Source organism: Pandoraea communis (assembly GCF_902459745.1).
In the GTDB taxonomy this organism is placed as follows: Bacteria; Pseudomonadota; Gammaproteobacteria; order Burkholderiales; family Burkholderiaceae; genus Pandoraea; species Pandoraea communis.
In genome coordinates this window covers 204,554-221,783 of record NZ_CABPSJ010000003.1, presented here as the reverse complement: position 1 = coordinate 221,783, position 17,230 = coordinate 204,554, and the positions used below count along the sequence as shown (strand labels likewise).

Sequence of the window (17,230 nt, the reverse complement as noted above, 5' to 3'; positions counted from 1 at the left end):
TCGCCTTTCGCGTCAGGCCCGCAAGAGTTGGTAGAAATTACGCAACATGCCCGCCGTCGCGCCCCAGATGAAATACTCTCCCCCTGTTGGCTTCGGATACGGCATCGCGTAAAAGCGACGCTCGCCCACCTGATAGTTGAAGACACGGATCTGGTGATGCGCAGGGTCCATCAGGAAATTGAGCGGGACCTCGAAAATCTCGTCCACTTCACCGGCATCGGCGACAAGATCAAATGGCGGTTTGACCAGGCCCACGACCGGAGCGACGCGAAAACCCGTTCCCGTGATGTAGTCCGGCAAGCGGCCGATCACTTCCACCGCTCCCGAATCAAGCCCGATTTCTTCTCGCGATTCGCGTAGGGCGGTCGCGATCGGCGTAGGGTCATCAGGCTCGCGGCTGCCGCCAGGAAAACTCACCTGTCCGGCATGCGTGCTGAGATGTTGCGTTCGTCTGGTGAGCAATACCGTGGTGCCGTGCGGACGCATGACCAGCGGCACGAGCACGGCAGCGGCGCGCGGCGTGAACAGCGACGGGGAGACGACTTCGATAGCACCCGACTCCGGTGTCCAGATCGGCGGACTGGCAAGGCGGTCTCGCAATGCTTCGGGGGTCAACCGCTCTGCCGGCACCGTGGGCTCCCCTTCGCCCGTTGAGACGATGGGTAACGCTTCAGGATGCAGAATGAGAGGTGGCGCCACGTAGACCTTTGAACGAGGGAGAACTTCGCTATTTTAGCGAGGAAGCCGGAAAGACGTACACGCGAAGAAAATACCAATCCCCCGGCAATTCGACGCATTCGATGGCGATGGCGCGCCGCCGCATTTGAATACATGCGGCATAGCACAATGAAAAAAGCACCCCGAAGGGTGCTTTTTCCATGCGGCTTTGGCTACGCCCGGCCACGAGGTCGCCAGACGTAGCGGCGTCCGATTTACTCGGCAGCAGCAGTGGTCTTGCTCTTGAACGTGAGCTTTTCCTTGATACGTGCCGACTTGCCCGAACGCTCGCGCAGGTAGTACAGCTTGGCGCGGCGAACATCACCACGACGCTTGACTTCGATGCTGGCGATCAGCGGCGAGTACGTCTGGAACGTACGCTCAACGCCTTCACCCGACGAAATCTTGCGAACGATGAACGCCGAGTTCAGGCCACGGTTACGCTTGGCGATCACAACGCCTTCGTAAGCCTGCACACGCTTGCGCGTGCCTTCCACAACGTTCACGTTGACGATCACGGTGTCGCCCGGGGCGAAGTCGGGGATCGTCTTGTTCGCGGTCAGACGCGCGATTTCTTCCTGCTCGATCTTAGCGATCAGATTCATTTACCACTCCTTGTGCCATCGTATCGGCGTTATATACCGGCATGCCGGCCCCGACAGAGGATGGGTTCAAACCGAATGCCGTCCCCATGACGACACCCGCTACCTACTTGGCCGACGTATCGGCCCGCAGGCTTGCCAGCCACGCCTCATCGGCACGACTGAGCAATCCGTTGGCGCGTGCACTCTCGATCAGATCGGGGCGCTTGCGCCAGGTATTGGTCAACGCCTCGCGGCGCCGCCATTTTTCAATCTCTGCGTGATGCCCGCCCAACAGCACGTCCGGCACGCGCACACCTTCGTACTCTTCCGGCCGCGTGTAATGCGGGCAATCGAGCAGTCCGTTCACGAAACTGTCCTGCTCGGCCGACTGTTCGTCGTTCAGCGCACCCGGCAACAGCCGGATCAGCGAGTCCATCAATGCCATGGCGGGCAACTCCCCACCCGACAGCACGAAATCGCCAACACTGACCTCTTCGTCCACCACCCGATCAATCAAACGTTGATCGATGGCTTCGTAGCGGCCACAGAGCAGAATCAACCCCTGCTCCTGTTCGCGCAACTCGACAACCCGGCGGTGCGTGAGCGGCTTGCCTTGGGGCGACATCAACAGCACACGCCCCCGTGGCACGCCGGCTTCGGCCTGCGCCGCTTTCGCTGCGGCGATCGCATCGTCAAGCGGCTTGGCGAGCATCACCATGCCGGGGCCGCCGCCATAGGGCCGATCGTCGATCGTGCGGTAGTTGTTATGCGTGAAATCACGCGGATTCCAAAACCGCAGACCGTAGCGCGACTGCTTGAACGCCCGGCTGGTGACGCCCCAGTCGGTCAGCGCCCGAAACATCTCGGGAAAGAGCGTGACGACGTCAAACTGCATCAGACCGGTTCCGTCCAGAGGTGCCCGGACGCAACAACGGCCGGGCGATCAATCGGTATCTCAGTAATCGAGACCCCAGTCAGCCACAATGCGCCCAGCCTCGACATCGACCGTCTGCACATATTGGCCTACGAACGGGATCAACCGCTCGGCGGTCTTCGCCGGCTTATCGTCGACGGCAGGCACGTCATAGACGACACGCAGCACAGTGTGCACGCCGTTATCGAGCAAACCGACGACCTTACCCAGCGATTCGTCCTGCAAATTCGTCACCTGGGCGCCAATCAGGTCCACCCAGTAGAACTCGTCTTCGCCAGCGCTCGGGAACGCACTGCGCGGCACCCAGACCTGAAGGCCCTTGAGCGCCTCGGCGGCAGTCCGGCTGTCGCTGCCGCGCAATTGCGCGACGACCGTACCCGAATGCCCCCGGCTGTGCAGCACATCGGCCTTGGTGTAGACCGACTCACCGGGACGACGGAAATACCAGCATTCCGCGGCCAAGAGCCCATCGCCCTTGCCCGTGTGCGGCTGCACCTTAATCCAGCCGCGAATCCCATAGGCGTCGCCGATATAACCCAGCTCGACGAGATCGCCGGGCACTTCGGCCACCGGGGCGAGCACCTGCTCTGCGCGCATGCCAGCGGCACGCCGTGCCTCAGCACCGATTTTCAGCGGTACCCGCTCACGCGCGGGTCGAGCGGAACGAACCATGCCAATCCAACGTTGTGACGAACACACGGCGATGCCCGCCCCAGATCACCCGGGAACAGGCACCGCCGTTCAATTCTCATGCCGCCGGCAAACCGACAGCAATGCGTACAGCTCGACTAGCTGAAGCGCTTAGGCAGCAGCCTTGGCGCCTTGCTTGAGCAAACGAGCCACGGTCGGCGACAGTTGTGCGCCAACGCCTTGCCAGTAGGTCAGACGGTCCTGAGCAATACGCAGACCTTCCGTGCCTTCGGCAGCGACCGGGTTGTAGAAGCCAATACGCTCGATGAAGCGGCCATCGCGACGGTTACGCGAGTCGGTTGCAACGATGTTGTAGAACGGGCGCTTCTTCGCGCCGCCGCGAGCCAGGCGGATAACGACCATAATAAATCCTTGTGAATCCAGAAGTGTTCGGACAGAAAACGCGTGATTATAGCGCAAAACCCTCGTCAAAACAAACACTTCCCCCGGCACCGGCCACATCCCGCCCAGCCACGCCCCTATTGGGCCACCGACGCGGGGAACACAAGCGCCCCACCGGCACTGGACTACAATGCACCCATCCTGTGAGCGGAGCGAGTCAGGCATGCGACGATTTCTCGATGGATGGCGCCCCCCCTTCCGGCCGCAAGGGCCAACGCGGGTCTGCACGCCAGTCGGCCGCCTTGTTCAATACGCGCGCCGGACCGGCCTGATTCTCGGCGCAGCTCTGGCAGTCGCGCCACAGTTTGCGACCGCACGCGACGACGCCCTGCCCATCGAACGCCTCACGCTACCTCCCGGATTTCACGTCGAGGTTCTCTCGGACCAGATTCCCGGCGCACGAGGCATGGTGCTCGGCCCGAAGGGCACGTTATTCGTCGGTAGCCGGGCGCAAGGCGACGTTTATGCCATTACCCTTGACCCATCTCGCGCCTATGCCGCCAAAGTCCGGATCGTGGCCTCCGGGCTGAACATGCCCGTTGGGGTAGCCATGCGTGACGGCGCACTCTATATCTCTGCCGTTTCCCGCATCGTCAAGCTCGACGACATCGAGAACCGTCTCGACAATCCCGGCAAGCCAGCCGTCGTCTACGACAAGCTGCCGAGCGAGAGTCATCACGGCTGGCGGTATATGGCATTCGGGCCCGATCAACGTCTATACATTGGCGTTGGCGCCCCCTGCAATGTTTGCAAACGCGACGAGAACCGCTACGCGATGATCGGCAGCATAAAGCCGGACGGCACCGACTGGCGAGTCGTCGCTCGCGGCGTGCGCAACACCGTAGGATTCGACTGGCAACCCGGGACCAATGCCCTCTGGTTCACCGACAACGGCCGCGACCTGCTCGGCGACGACATCCCCGACGACAAGCTCAACCGACTCACTCGTGTTGGCGAGCACTTCGGATTCCCCTATTGCCATGCCGGCGACGTTTCGGATCCGGAATTCGGACAGGAGACGCGCTGTTCGGCCTTCACACCGCCAATGGCGAAGCTGGGCGCGCACGTTGCTGCGCTCGGCATGAAGTTCTATACCGGCAAGCAGTTCCCTGATGCCTATCGCGGTAGCATCTTTATTGCCGAGCATGGCTCCTGGAACCGGAGCCGCAAGGTGGGCTACCGGGTCGTGCGCGTCGTACTCGATGCCAAAGGCAACGTCGCGAAGCAGGAAGTATTCGCGCAAGGCTGGTTAGGGAACGACGAATCGGTCTGGGGCCGTCCCGTCGATCTTCTCACCTTGCCGGACGGCTCACTGTTAGTCAGTGACGATCATGCAGGTGCCATTTATCGCATTACCTACCGAAAACCGTGAGGCATGCTGATGACCCGCCCCGGCATCGATACGGAAATCTGGCTGCAACAACTGCGCAAGGAACTGTCCCGCTCCCTGCCCGGTCAATCTTTCACGGTACTTACGGCACTGTTCGGACATGCCTCCCCGATCCCTCGTGACCTCCCCCGTCCCCGCCATCTTCGTAACTACGTCGACACAAGATCATGACCCAACGCCCACTCTCGTTCCTGCCGTCCTCCTTTGCCTCTTATATGGCTATGCTGCTGGTGCCGGCGGCCATGCTGGCAGGCTGTGCCGCGCCGTCAGGCGGCGGCGCCACGCCGCCTTCGGATACGTCTGGCGCCACCGCTGCGGCAACGGCCCCGGCCGACATTCTCGGCACCTGGCAACTCGTGAGATGGGAGGGCACGAGCGACGTTCCGAGCCTGCCGGAGGGCCGCGCGATCAACCTCACCTTCAATGACAAGGGAGCGTTCTCGGGCACGGGCGGATGCAACCGCATCTTCGGTCAATACACGATTGGCCCGGGCAATGGAAACGTCACCCTCAAGGCCCCGGCCACCACCCGGATGGCGTGCCCCGATTCCATGGCGTTCGAAGATCGCTATCTGAAGACACTTCCTCTTGTCACCCGCTTCGAGCGCCGCGACACGCAGTTGACGCTGAGCACCTCGAATGGCGAAACGCTGACCTACGCCGCGCAGACGTTGCTCAATCGTCCTGTCGCGGATACCGGCGCCTCGAGCAAGACGGAAGACCGCATCCTCGATGTCGATTCGCAAATGGCGGATTGCGTCGGCGTGGCGCCACGCAAGTGTCTGCGCGTGCGTAATGCCGACGATTCCGGCAAGACGCAGTGGGAACTCTGGTATGCCCACATCGATGGATTCGAGTGGAAGCCCGGCGTAGAATACCGCGTGAAAATTCACGGCGAACCCGTCGCCAATCCGCCCGCCGACGCTTCGAGCATGCGCTGGACGCTCGTCGAAGTCATTCGCGAAACGCCTGCCCGATAACCATTACAAATGAACGCAGTCGCCTATAAATCGAAGACCCTGACCGCTGGCCTGGCGATGCTGTTCGGCACGCTCGGCCTGCATCGCTTCTATCTGTATGGTCTGCGAGACCGCTTCGGCTGGGCCCACATCGCGGGTTCGGCGTGCGGCGTGGCGGGCTGGGGGCTCCTGGTGACGAGCGAACTGCGTTCTCCGGCAGGATGGGGGCTCACGATTCTCGGTGCCATCTCGTTGTTCTCGGCGTTCCTCGCGGCCATCGTCTACGGACTTCGCCCCGATGAACGCTGGGATGCCCAGTTCAATAGCCGCGCCGGGCACAAGTCGCGCTCGGGCTGGATTGCCGTCATCATCGTCAGCCTGTCGCTGTTCGTCGGTGCGCTGTTGATGATGGTCGGCCTCGCCGTCGCGTTTCAGACCTATTTCGAAACACACGACACGCCCAACCGGCTGTCGCAATAACACGCGACCGTGACAATGCCCCCCGTCCCCGCCCTCGCCCATCGGCCGACACTGGGTTTCATCGGTGCCGGTCGCGTCGCTCGTGCGCTTGCCGCTGCGGCCAGTCGCGCCGGTTATGAGGTGACGGCGGTTGCAAGCCGCCGGATTGACGCCGCGCAACGCATCGCGTCCGCACAGCCAGGATGTGAGGCACTGTCAGTCCACCGTCCGGAAGATATGAATACCGTCTTCTCGCGCGCGGATCTGGTTTTTCTGACCGTTCCCGACGATGCCATCGCCATATGTGCGGCGCATCTCAACCCGCGTGCCGGTCAGGCGCTGGTGCATTGCAGCGGTGCCTCCGAGGTCGAGTTGCTCGCGCCCGCGACGCAACAAGGCGCGCAGATCGGCGGCTTTCATCCGCTGTTTCTCTTCGCGGGGCTCGACGACGACGCTGCGCGCATGGCAGGCAGCGCGATCACCATCGAGGCTGACGCGCCGCTGAGCGCCACGTTGCATGCCCTCGCGGACGCCATCGGCTGTCGCGCCCTGTCGATCCCCGCCGGCGAGCGGATGCGCTATCACGCAGGGGCCAACTACGCCGCCAGTTTTCTGCTCTGCCTGCTCGACGAAGCCACCTTGCTGTGGAAAGCGATCGGCATGTCCGAAGACGACGCCCGCGAAGCCATGTGGCCGCTCGTCATGGGCACCCTCAATGCGGCTCGCGAGCGCGGACTGTCCGGAGCACTTGCGGGCCCGGTCTCACGCGGCGATGCCGGCATCGTCACACGTCACACCGAAGCCCTTGCCTCCATGGGCGGCAGTCACGCCACCCTGTACTCGCTTCTGACGCTGCGCGCCATTCACCTCGCTCGTCAGCGGCCGACTGCGGACAACGCCGCACTTGATGTGATCGCGCACAGCATCGCCCCCTATCTGCCGCCGTTCGCCCCCAAAGGCGACGCATAACGACACCCCCGGCATCCAGCACGAAACCGGCCGGATGCCGACCGTCAGGGTCAACCTGCCACGCATCCCAGCCCGATCACCATCACGCTTGCCTCCCACCTGAATACCGCACAAAAACATGGGCTATCTTCTTAGCTCCACCGCACCTATTTTTGATTTATTTTCTTTGTTGGCGACGTGCTTATAGGCAACGAGTGCGGAGATGACAGCTCACTCCAAAAATCAATAAAACAGCACTCCTCTGAATAGGCAAAGCAGGATATCTCGAAGTCAAACCGCTCAGAGAATTAACTCAATCCTTCAGCCACCCCTCAATTTCATATTTACGGATTACCTTAATTTCCACTTCAAACAAATTGAATTGATTCAGCCTTTAAATCTTTCCGGCATTTCAACCATCGTTACGCCATGCCCCTAGTTCTTTTCCGGCATGGCGGACGAGTGATGGCTAGAAATAAGCCACTGCTTACCATTCCATTTGTAGGTGAATGTGTAGCGGGCCTTCACTTCCGCACCGTCCGCAAATTTGAACGTGTATAAGCCTGCGTCGATCGCGCTATTGCAGTCAATTTCGATGGAACGGCTGTCAATCGCCCCCACTGGCTTACCCGAGAGAAAATGTGCGAAGTAGTCTTCCTTCTCTTCTGCTGTCAGGCGCGGCTTGTTAGAGACAGTCGGCAACAGGATTGAATTTTTGGCATAGTTGGCAACAACCTTCTTCGGATCGCCAGTTTTCAACGATGTATTCCAGCGATCGAATAAGGAGGCGATTTCCTTCTTGGAAGTCGCATGACATACCTCAGACCTGGCATGGGCATTTGTTGCCGCGACAAGCGCAAGAGCTGCCAAAGGAAGAGAACGCAAAAGACGCATGAAATTCCCCAGTAAAACGAAGTTGATTTTGCAGTTGGAGAGCTGAACTTCGTGAGTGCCTCTTGCCGCTGGGGGCAAGTTCTATTGAAAACGCAACGCCGATAATAGCATCGGCGGTTCTAAATGGTTACGCTCGGAGATCTCGCTGCGGGAGCGGCCTTGAACATAACCCCGTCGACATCGTCATCGACCACGGCATCTCATCGTTGTATGTCGCCAGGGCATTGACACCAGCCGCGCGCTCGAACACTAGGCGTAGGCAAGTGGCGTCACTCTGAAGTTGCTTCCGACGGGCAATACAACGCAGAATGCGTACATCGAATCGTTCAGCGGCGAGTTCCGCGATGCGTGCGTGAACGAGCGCTGATTCACGCGCCTGGCACAGGCTCGGGCGGTCGTCGCGACACGACGCCGGGACGACAACGAGCCAAGGCCACGCAGCGCACTGAACGATCTTTCGCCCGCAGCATTTGCGGCGCAACATTGGGCGACAGCGGATGCTCCTGCCGCTTTCCAGGAACTGATTTATGGGACTTTGCTGGAAGCGCTTTTGCCCTACTGAAGGGGGCGGGTCAGTTGAGGCCTCGATATGGCGAAAGTTGCTTCGCCCGGCCGCCGTGACCCGCTCGCCGGTATGACAGTTGCGGGGACAGTTGTTCGACGCATCCGGTGCAGAAACCCCAAAAGCAGTGACGGAATTGAGAGCGAATTACAGCAGATGAACTCATTGTTTTCTTTCGGCAACGAGACGGCCGCCGGCTTCCAAGTCGCGTGGGAGGACGGCGATCGCGTTGTCGGTCGGGGCTCACGACCCGGCCCGGATGGCGTGCCGAGGGCTGTGTTGGCTGTGTGGCCCGCAGCCGAGCACCCGATGCCCTCCAGCCTCGCTCGCCTCACACACGAATACGGCTTGAGGGGCGAGTTGGACGGCAGTTGGGCAGTGCGGCCGCTGGAACTTGTGCGGGAACATGGCCGGACTGTTTTGCTGCTTGAGGACCCCGGCGGCAATCCACTTGCCGCGCAACTGGGCGCCCCCATGGAGGTGGGCCGTTTCTTGCGCCTGGCCGTCAGCATCACGGCGGCCTTGGACCAGCTCCACCAGCGGGGTCTTATACACAAGGACATCAAGCCGGTCCACATCCTGGTGAACGATTCCCTTGTCGAGGCGCGGCTCACGGGCTTCGGCATTACCTCGCGCCAGTCGCGCAAGCGTCAGGCACTGACGCCACCGGAAGAGATCGCCGGCACGCCGGCCTACATGGCCCCCGAGCAGACGGGACGCATGAACCGGTCGATCGATGCGCGTAGCGACCTCTATTCGCTCGGCGTCACGCTCTATCAAATGCTCACGGGTGTGCTGCCGTTCGCCACCGACGATCCGATGGACCTGTTGCATAGCCATCTCGCCCGGCAGCCAGTGCCGCTGGCGGAACGGGTACCGTCGATCCCGCCATTGCTTTGCGCCATCGTAATGAAGCTGCTCTCCAAGACGGCGGAGGAGCGCTACCAGACCGCAGCGGGGCTGGAGGCCGATCTACGGCGCAGTCTGGCTGCATGGGCATGCCAGGGAAGCATCGACGCTTTCCCGCTCGGCGAACACGACCTGCCTGATCGCCCACTGATTCCAGAGCGCCTCTATGGACGAGAACGCGAGATTGAGACCTTGCTCGCTGCCTTCGACAGAGTCGTCACCCAGGGCACGCCGGAGATTGTGCTGGTCTCCGGCTACGCCGGTATCGGGAAGACCTCGGCCGTGCTTGCATTGCGCAGCGCACTGGCTCACAGGAATGGCCTCTTTGCCTCGGGCAAGTTCGATCAGTACAAGCGAGACATCCCGTATGCGACGTTGGCGCAGGCTTTCCAGAGTCTGATCCGCCCACTACTGGGCAAGAGCGAGGCCGACTTGGCGCCCTGGCGCGCCGCACTGGCGGAGGCGCTGGGCCCGAACGGCGGCCTCATGGTGCCGCTCATCCCCGAACTCGAGCTAATTCTGGGGCCGCAGGCCCCGGTTCCGGAGCTGCCGCCGCGCGACGAACAGCACCGATTCCAGATGGTTTTACAGCGCCTGCTTGCCGTCTTTGCCCAACCCACGCATCCGCTCGCGCTCTTTCTCGACGACCTGCAGTGGCTGGACGCGGCGACCCTCGATCTGCTCGAGTATCTGGCGACCCAGCCGGAGGTACGCCACGTGCTGCTTATCGGCGCCTATCGGAACGACGACGTCAAGCCCGGACACCCTTTGCTACTGCGATTGCCGGCCATCCGCCAGGCCGGGGGGCGAATCAATGACATCGCACTTTTCCCGCTTGGGCTCGACGATGTGAGCCGACTCATCGTCGATGCCTTGCATTGCGCCCCCGGAGACGCCGCACCTCTGGCCCGCCTGGTGCATGAGAAGACCGGAGGTAACCCGTTTTTCGCCATTCAGTTCCTTACCGCTCTGACCGAAGAGGGGCTGCTCGTTTTCGATCATCGTGGCGCGCGCTGGTCTTGGGACCTTGAGCAGATTCGGGCCAAGGGCTTCACCGACAACGTGGTTGATCTTATGCTCGCCAAGCTGAGGCGCTTTCCCACCACGACCCGTAACGCCCTGAAGCAGTTGGCGTGTCTCGGGAATGACGCGACGATCGCTACCCTGGCCATGGTCCAGGATGCCAGCGAGGCGGAACTGGACGCGGCGCTGTGGCTGGCGGTACGCACCGGACTTGTATTACGTTTGGGAAATATCTACCGATTCCTGCACGATCGTATCCAGGAGGCGGCCTACGCCCTGATTCCTGAAGACGCGCGGCCGACAGCGCACCTCGCGATTGGCAGACGGCTCGTTGCGGGCACGCCGCCTGAGGCCATAGCGGAGTGTGTCTTCGAGATCGTCGGCCAGCTCAACCGTGGCGCCGGTCTTATCACCGCGCCCCATGAGCGGGAGCAAGTGGCAGAGCTGAATCTGCTCGCCGGCCAGCGTGCTAAGGCGTCCTCGGCCTATGCCTCGGCGCTGACCTATCTCACCGCCGGCGCGGCGCTCGTGCAGGGGGACGCCTGGAAGCACCGGCCAAAGTTTGCTTTCGCGCTCGAATTCCACCTCGCCGAATGCGAATTTCTGACCGGCGCGGTGGCTGCGGCAGACGCACGTCTGGCCGAGCTTGCGGGCCGTGCCGCGAACCTCCCCGACCTGGCCTCCGTCACCCAACTGCGGCTGGAGCTGTTTCTGGCCCTCGGCCAGCGCGAGCGCGCCGTCGAGGTGGGCCTCGACTACCTGTACCGCGCCGGCGTCCAGTGCCCGGCACACCCGACAGATGAAGAGGTCCTGCAAGAATACGATCGGATGTGGCGCCAACTTGGCGACCGGCCGATCGAGGCACTGCTCGATCTGCCGATGATGACCAATGCGGTCGCATGCGAGACGATGGATGTCCTGACCGCGCTGATGCTGCCGGCCTGGTACACCGACGTGAACCTGGGCGCTCTCATCATCGCGCGGATGGCAAACATCAGCCTCGAGCATGGCAACAGCGACGCGTCGTGCCTCGCCTATACCTGGCTCGGCATGCTCCTGGGGCCTCAGTCCGGCGACTACAAAGCGGCATTCCGCTTCGGCCAGCTCGGACTGAACCTCGTCGAGCAGCGTGGCCTGGACCGCTTCCGGGCTCGTGTCTACCAGGCTTTCGCGGGCCACGTGATGCAATGGACCCAACCCATCCGTGCCGCGCGCAGTCTGGTGCGGCGCGCGTTCGACGTGGCCAGCAAGGCCGGTGACCTGACCTATGCGTCCTTCGCGCGTAACAACCTCATTACGCAATTGCTCGCCTGTGGCGATCCGCTTGGGGAAGTGCAGAACGAAGCCGAGGCCACGATCGGCTTCGCGCGCCGGGCGAGCTTCGGTCTCACCGTCGACCGGGTTGTCCCCCAACGCCAGCTAGCGCGAACGCTACGCGGACTGACCCCGGTATTCGGCGTCTTCGATGACGATGAATTCAACGAAGCGCAGTTCGAGCGGTATCTGGACGAGGCACCGAGCCCTGCCCTCGCCACCTGCTGGTATTGGATCCGGAAACTGCAGGCACGCTTGCTCGCCGACGACTACGCGACTGCCATAACGGCGGCAGACAGGGCAGCGAGTCTTCTCTGGACATCGCCATCGTTCTTCGAGCAGGCGGAATACCACTTCTACGCGGCGTTGGCGCGTGCCGCATACTGCGGCACGGCCGCCACACCGGAGCGAACCCGGCACCGGGAGGCACTGGCCGCACATCATCGCCAGCTCCTTGTCTGGTCCGAGCATTGTCCAGAGAATTTCGAGAACCGAGCCGCATTGGTTGGCGCAGAAATCGCGCGCATCGAGGGGCGCGAAGCGGATGCCATGCGCCTCTACGAGTCGGCCATCCGCGCCGCACAGGACAGTGATTTCATCCATAACCAGGCACTCGCCAACGAGTTGGCCGGGCGATTTTATGCCGCACGTGGTTTTGAGAAGATTGCCCGCGTGTATTTGCAGGATGCTCGGCATGGCTATCTCCACTGGGGCGCCAGCGCCAAGGTGCGGCAACTCGATGCGCTGTATCCGCACCTCAGTGGAGAAGAGCGGGCACCCGCGCCGACGACGACGATCGGGGCGCCGGTCGATCACCTGGACCTCACCACTGTGATCGCCGTCTCGCAAGCGGTGTCCGGCGAGATCGTCCTGGACAAATTGCTCGACACACTCATGCGCACCGCGATTGAACAGGCCGGTGCGGAACGGGGACTGCTGATCCTGCCCCAAGGGGACGAGCAGCGCATTGCGGCAGAGGCGACGACCGGTGGCGATATTGTCAAGGTGCAGCTCCGCGACGAGAGCGTGACTGCGACGGCGCTGCCGGAATCGGTGCTCCACTATGTCTTGCGCACCCGCGAGAACATCATTCTCGACAATGCCGCGGCACAGCACCCGTTTTCTGCCGATCCCTACGTTCGGCAGCATCATGCCCGATCGATTCTCTGCCTGCCATTGCTCACACGGGCCAAGCTCATCGGGGTGCTCTACCTCGAGAACAACCTCTCGCCACGCGTCTTCGCACCGAGCCGGACCGCCGTGCTGAAGATGCTCGCCTCCCAGGCCGCGATCGCGCTGGAGATAACGTGTTTGTATCGGGATCTCGCGCAACGCGAAGCAAAGATCCAGCGCCTGGTTGAGGCCAACATCATCGGGATCTGCATCTGGCACCTGGACGGCCGAATCCTCGAGGCCAACGACGCGTTCCTCAACATGCTGGGCTACGACCGCGAAGACCTCGCCTCGGGCCCCTTGCTCTGGACAGACCTGACGCCTCCCGACTGGCGCGAGCGTGATACCAGGTTGATCCAGGACCTTCGGATCAGCGGGACCTTGCCGCCGTTCGAAAAAGAGTTCTTCCGCAAGGATGGAAGCCGCGTGCTCGTCCTGCTAGGGTGTGCGACATTCGAAGAGGGTGGGGATCAAGGTGTTTCCTACACGCTGGATCTCACCGAGCGCAAGCGCGCCGAAGAGGCGCTGCGTCAGGCACAAGCCGAGCTGGCACACGTGACCCGCGTGACGACGTTGAACGCACTGACCGCCTCGATCGCTCACGAGGTCAACCAGCCGTTGGCCGCCATCGTCACCAACGCCAATGCGGCCCTGCGCTGGCTTGCTCGCCAGCCCCCCGATCTCGCCGAGGTGCGAGAGTCGTTGGGGCGCATCGTTCAGGATGGCCACCGGGCCGGCGCGGTGATTTCAGGAATGCGTGCGCTGCTCAAGAAGACCGCCGCCGTCACGGCGCGCATTGACGTGCTCCCCCTGATCGAAGACACGATTGCCCTTATCCAGGGAGAGGTCGGCCGCCATCAAGTCCTGCTCCGCACGGCGCTGGCGCCTGACCTGCCGCCGGTTGTCGGTGACAGGGTGCAGTTGCAGCAGGTGCTCCTGAACCTGATGATGAATGGCATCGAGGCAATGAAAGCGGTGACCGGGCGGCCGCGGGAACTGTTGATTCGCTCGCACCTCGACGCATCGGGGGCTGTGCGGGTTGCCGTTCAGGATGCCGGCATCGGGTTGGCGCAGAAAGATCTGGAGCGGGTTTTCCAAACCTTCTTCACGACCAAGGCGGAGGGCCTGGGTATGGGCCTGGCGATCTGCCGGTTGATCGTCGAGGCACACGGAGGGCGGCTGTGGGCGAGCCCCAATGTGCCTTACGGGGCCGTGTTTCAGTTCACCCTGCCGCCTCACGACTAGATACACCTCACGCCGATGGCGGGAGGCGACGGGGACTCAAAGCGGCGCCTCGCAAATGCCGAGTTGCTGTGCCATCAGGACAAGCTCGGCGAAGGTGCGCGCCTTCATCTTGCGCATGGCCTGACCACGATGAATTTTCACCGTGACCTCGCTGATCCCTAGCTCGCCGGCGATCTGTTTATTCAACAAACCGGCCACTGCCTTGCGCATGACCTCCGCCTCACGCGGTGTCAGGCCCTGGTAGCTGGCTCGCAGTTCATCCAGCTTACGCATGCCATGGCGGCGATGCTGATCCTTTTGCAAGGCGGCCGCCACGGCATCGAGCAGGTCCTGCTCGCGGAATGGCTTCGCCAGAAAATCTTCGGCACCCGCCTTCATGGCGGCAACCGTCATCGGGATGTCGCCATAACCCGTCATGAAGATGACCGGGATCTGGATGCCCATTTGGGACAGCCGGGTCTGTAGGTCCAGGCCGCTCTGACCGCGAAGCCTGACATCGAGCAGAAGGCAAGTGGGTGCGTCCGGGAATGCGAACGCCAGCAGTTCGGCAGCGGATGCGAACAGTGTGACGCGCATCCCGACGGAGCGGAAGAGGTTCTCCAACGCGCCGCGAAGCATCGCGTCGTCATCAACGATCAGCACCATCGCTTCATCACTCGCACGGGTGTCTGCGGTTACGAAGCCGTCGATTGTCACAGTCTATCTCCAGCGCACCCATCGGCGCGCGCGGTTTGGGCAGGCTCGCTCTCGCCGCCATGACCCCGCAAAACTGTTCATTACAGCACACGGCCGGGATCGTGGGCCACTTATACCATGGGGTTAGTCGGGCGTGACAGTGGGTGGCTGATCCAGCCGGTCTCATTACAGACTAACGCACATCGAACTCGCACGCAGCCCCGGTGCATCCCGACACAGCAAGGGTGGCGAAGCCATTCCCTATTGGCTGTAGCACGGCCTTGCGGCGTCACGATGAAATCGAGATAGCGGGCGGCTAATACGATTCGACAATAGCGACGGCCAACAGCGCCGACTATGCTTCGCCTCAGGTTGCGCTCCGAATACGAACGCCGGTCGCAGCCCTTATGCCAAGCCGCCCCGATGCGGCTCTGCCCCGGCGGGGACGCCACGGCAGCCTCACTCTCGCCCCCCTAACAGGAGCAACGCAATGTCGAACCCCAAGCTTGAAGTCCTCACCCCGCAGAACAGCCAGTTGATCTTCATCGACCATCAGCCGCAGATGGCTTTCGGCGTCCAGTCGATGGATCGCCAGGCAATGAAAAACAACGTCGTCGGCCTGGCCAAGGCGGCGAAGATCTTCAATATCCCGACGACGATCACCACCGTCGAGAGCGAGTCGTTCTCGGGCTTCACCTATCCGGAACTGCTCGACGTGTTCCCGAACCAGAAGACGCTGGAACGCACCTCGATGAACTCGTGGGACGACCAGAAGGTGCGCGATGCGCTCGCCGCCAACGGCCGCAAGAAGGTCGTCGTCGCCGGTCTGTGGACGGAAGTCTGCAACACCACCTTCGCGCTGTGCGCCATGCTCGAAGGCGACTACGAGATCTACATGGTCGCCGACGCTTCGGGCGGCACCACCAAGGAAGCCCACGACTACGCCATGCAACGCATGGTTCAGGCTGGCGTGGTGCCGGTGACCTGGCAGCAAGTGCTGCTCGAATGGCAACGCGACTGGGCCCACCGCGACACGTATGACGCCGTGATGAAGGTGGCGAAGGAACACTCGGGCGCCTATGGCATGGGTGTCGACTACGCCTACACGATGGTCCACAAGGCCGCCCAGCGCACGGCGACGGGGCACGAGTCCATCGCCCCGGTGCCCGCACGCTAAACAGCAGTTCAAGAAGAGATAGGCATCGGCCTGCGCACGACGTCCGTGCCCGGGCCGATGCAACCCGCGATCTCGTCCTCCAGGATTTCGCGCCAACTTTCCGCTAGCCCTAATCATGCAAACAGAACATACCCAGGAATCAGGTCACAACGTCGATGCATCGCGCCGGCAACTGCTGGTAGGTAGCACTATCGGCGCTGCGGCAGCATCGCTTGCCGCACTGACGCCCACGGCCGCAGAAGCCGCACCGGCCAGCGGCCACGCCACGAAGCAAGACCACTTCGTCACGACCAAAGACGGCACGCGCATCTTCTACAAAGATTGGGGCTCGGGCACCCCGGTGGTGTTCTCGCACGGCTGGCCGCTCAATGCCGACGCCTGGGACGCCCAGATGCTGTTCCTGGTGCAGAAAGGTTTTCGCGTGATCGCCCATGACCGTCGCGGCCATGGCCGTTCGGACCAGCCCGCGCAGGGCAACAACATGGACACCTACGCCGACGACCTGGCCACGCTGCTGGACGCCCTCGACATCAAAGGCGCAACGCTGGTCGGTCACTCCACCGGCGGCGGCGAAGTGGCGCACTACATCGGCCGTCACGGCACGAAGCGCGTGGCCAAGGCGGTGTTGATCGGCGCGGTGCCGCCCATCATGCTCAAGACTGCGGCGTATCCGAACGGCCTGCCGATGGAAGTGTTCGACGGCATTCGCAAGGGTGTCGCGGAAAACCGCTCGCAGTTCTACAAAGACCTGACCACGCCGTTCTTCGGTTTCAACCGGCCCGGCGCCAAGATTTCGCAAGGCACCATCGATGCGTTCTGGGCACAGGGCATGAGCGGCGGCATTCTGGGCCAGTACGCCTGCATCAAGGAGTTCTCGGAAGTGGACTACACCGAGGACCTGAAGAAGATCACCGTGCCGACGCTGATCCTGCACGGTGCCGACGACCAGATCGTGCCCATCGATAATTCGGCCCGCCTGTCGGCCAAGATCGTCAAGAACGCCACGCTCAAGGTATATCCGGGTGCGTCGCACGGCATGTGCGTGATCAACGCCGACCAGGTCAATGCCGACCTGCTGGCCTTCCTGAACACGTAAGCCGAAATGTCCTCAACCCGCCGGCCTTTCATCGCCTCGGCTGCCGCCTCCGGGGCGGCAGCCTCTTCGGAATCCTTCG

General features: G+C 62.3%; 14 protein-coding genes and 1 pseudogene. 8 read left to right on the top strand and 7 right to left on the bottom strand.

Going from position 1 to position 17,230, the window contains the following annotated elements; genetic code table 11:
• Positions 1 to 12: 12 nt before the first annotated feature.
• The 5 genes from PCO31110_RS11770 to rpsP all read right to left on the bottom strand — a co-directional run bounded on the left by PCO31110_RS11770 (position 13) and on the right by rpsP (position 3,288).
• Complete coding sequence (locus PCO31110_RS11770; RefSeq protein WP_036660987.1) at positions 13 to 699, bottom strand: CoA pyrophosphatase; 687 nt, start codon at positions 697 to 699, stop codon at positions 13 to 15.
• A 233-nt stretch (positions 700 to 932) separates the two neighbouring features.
• Positions 933 to 1,322: a 50S ribosomal protein L19 gene (rplS, locus tag PCO31110_RS11765; RefSeq protein WP_010807534.1), complete on the bottom strand. Its 390-nt coding sequence runs from the start codon at positions 1,320 to 1,322 to the stop codon at positions 933 to 935.
• A 103-nt stretch (positions 1,323 to 1,425) separates the two neighbouring features.
• Positions 1,426 to 2,196, bottom strand: coding sequence for a tRNA (guanosine(37)-N1)-methyltransferase TrmD (trmD, locus tag PCO31110_RS11760; RefSeq protein WP_010807535.1), 771 nt, complete (start codon positions 2,194 to 2,196; stop codon positions 1,426 to 1,428).
• Between the two features lie 60 nt (positions 2,197 to 2,256).
• Positions 2,257 to 2,907 (bottom strand): ribosome maturation factor RimM, encoded by a 651-nt coding sequence (rimM, locus tag PCO31110_RS11755; protein ID WP_246189819.1) that lies wholly within the window; start codon positions 2,905 to 2,907, stop codon positions 2,257 to 2,259.
• A gap of 129 nt (positions 2,908 to 3,036) precedes the next feature.
• On the bottom strand, positions 3,037 to 3,288 hold the full coding sequence (rpsP, locus tag PCO31110_RS11750; protein ID WP_010807537.1) for a 30S ribosomal protein S16: 252 nt from the start codon (positions 3,286 to 3,288) through the stop codon (positions 3,037 to 3,039).
• A gap of 202 nt (positions 3,289 to 3,490) precedes the next feature.
• Here rpsP and PCO31110_RS11745 point away from each other — a divergent pair, with 202 nt between their 5' ends.
• The 4 genes from PCO31110_RS11745 (at position 3,491) to PCO31110_RS11730 (ending at position 7,104) form a co-directional block, all read left to right on the top strand.
• A complete protein-coding gene (locus PCO31110_RS11745; protein ID WP_150690518.1) occupies positions 3,491 to 4,699 on the top strand; it encodes a PQQ-dependent sugar dehydrogenase in 1,209 nt (402 codons plus the stop codon).
• A gap of 185 nt (positions 4,700 to 4,884) precedes the next feature.
• Positions 4,885 to 5,697: an META and DUF4377 domain-containing protein gene (locus PCO31110_RS11740; RefSeq protein WP_010807539.1), complete on the top strand. Its 813-nt coding sequence runs from the start codon at positions 4,885 to 4,887 to the stop codon at positions 5,695 to 5,697.
• Positions 5,698 to 5,706: 9 nt separating this feature from the next.
• The gene (locus PCO31110_RS11735) at positions 5,707 to 6,156 is read left to right on the top strand and encodes a TM2 domain-containing protein (RefSeq protein WP_010807540.1); all 450 of its coding nucleotides are present in this window, start codon (positions 5,707 to 5,709) and stop codon (positions 6,154 to 6,156) included.
• 15 nt (positions 6,157 to 6,171) lie between these two features.
• Positions 6,172 to 7,104, top strand: a complete 933-nt coding sequence (locus PCO31110_RS11730; protein ID WP_150690517.1) for a Rossmann-like and DUF2520 domain-containing protein — start codon at positions 6,172 to 6,174, stop codon at positions 7,102 to 7,104.
• A gap of 414 nt (positions 7,105 to 7,518) precedes the next feature.
• Here the strand turns inward: PCO31110_RS11730 and PCO31110_RS11725 are convergent, their stop codons facing one another.
• Positions 7,519 to 7,977, bottom strand: coding sequence for an SgcJ/EcaC family oxidoreductase (locus PCO31110_RS11725; RefSeq protein ID WP_150690516.1), 459 nt, complete (start codon positions 7,975 to 7,977; stop codon positions 7,519 to 7,521).
• 265 nt (positions 7,978 to 8,242) lie between these two features.
• On the opposite strand from PCO31110_RS11725, the pseudogene PCO31110_RS26020 reads away from it, so the two are divergent.
• Positions 8,243 to 8,539: pseudogene (locus tag PCO31110_RS26020) on the top strand (integrase core domain-containing protein); the annotation flags it as partial.
• A 156-nt stretch (positions 8,540 to 8,695) separates the two neighbouring features.
• On the top strand, positions 8,696 to 14,203 hold the full coding sequence (locus tag PCO31110_RS11715) for a trifunctional serine/threonine-protein kinase/ATP-binding protein/sensor histidine kinase (RefSeq protein WP_150690515.1): 5,508 nt from the start codon (positions 8,696 to 8,698) through the stop codon (positions 14,201 to 14,203).
• Positions 14,204 to 14,239: 36 nt separating this feature from the next.
• Here PCO31110_RS11715 and PCO31110_RS11710 read toward each other — a convergent pair whose 3' ends face one another.
• Entirely contained in the window at positions 14,240 to 14,848 is a 609-nt protein-coding gene (locus PCO31110_RS11710) for a response regulator transcription factor (protein WP_051126111.1), read from the bottom strand.
• 520 nt (positions 14,849 to 15,368) lie between these two features.
• Here PCO31110_RS11710 and PCO31110_RS11705 point away from each other — a divergent pair.
• Positions 15,369 to 16,055 (top strand): hydrolase, encoded by a 687-nt coding sequence (locus tag PCO31110_RS11705; RefSeq protein ID WP_010807546.1) that lies wholly within the window; start codon positions 15,369 to 15,371, stop codon positions 16,053 to 16,055.
• 115 nt (positions 16,056 to 16,170) lie between these two features.
• The gene (locus PCO31110_RS11700) at positions 16,171 to 17,151 is read left to right on the top strand and encodes an alpha/beta fold hydrolase (RefSeq protein ID WP_010807547.1); all 981 of its coding nucleotides are present in this window, start codon (positions 16,171 to 16,173) and stop codon (positions 17,149 to 17,151) included.
• Positions 17,152 to 17,230: the final 79 nt, after the last annotated feature.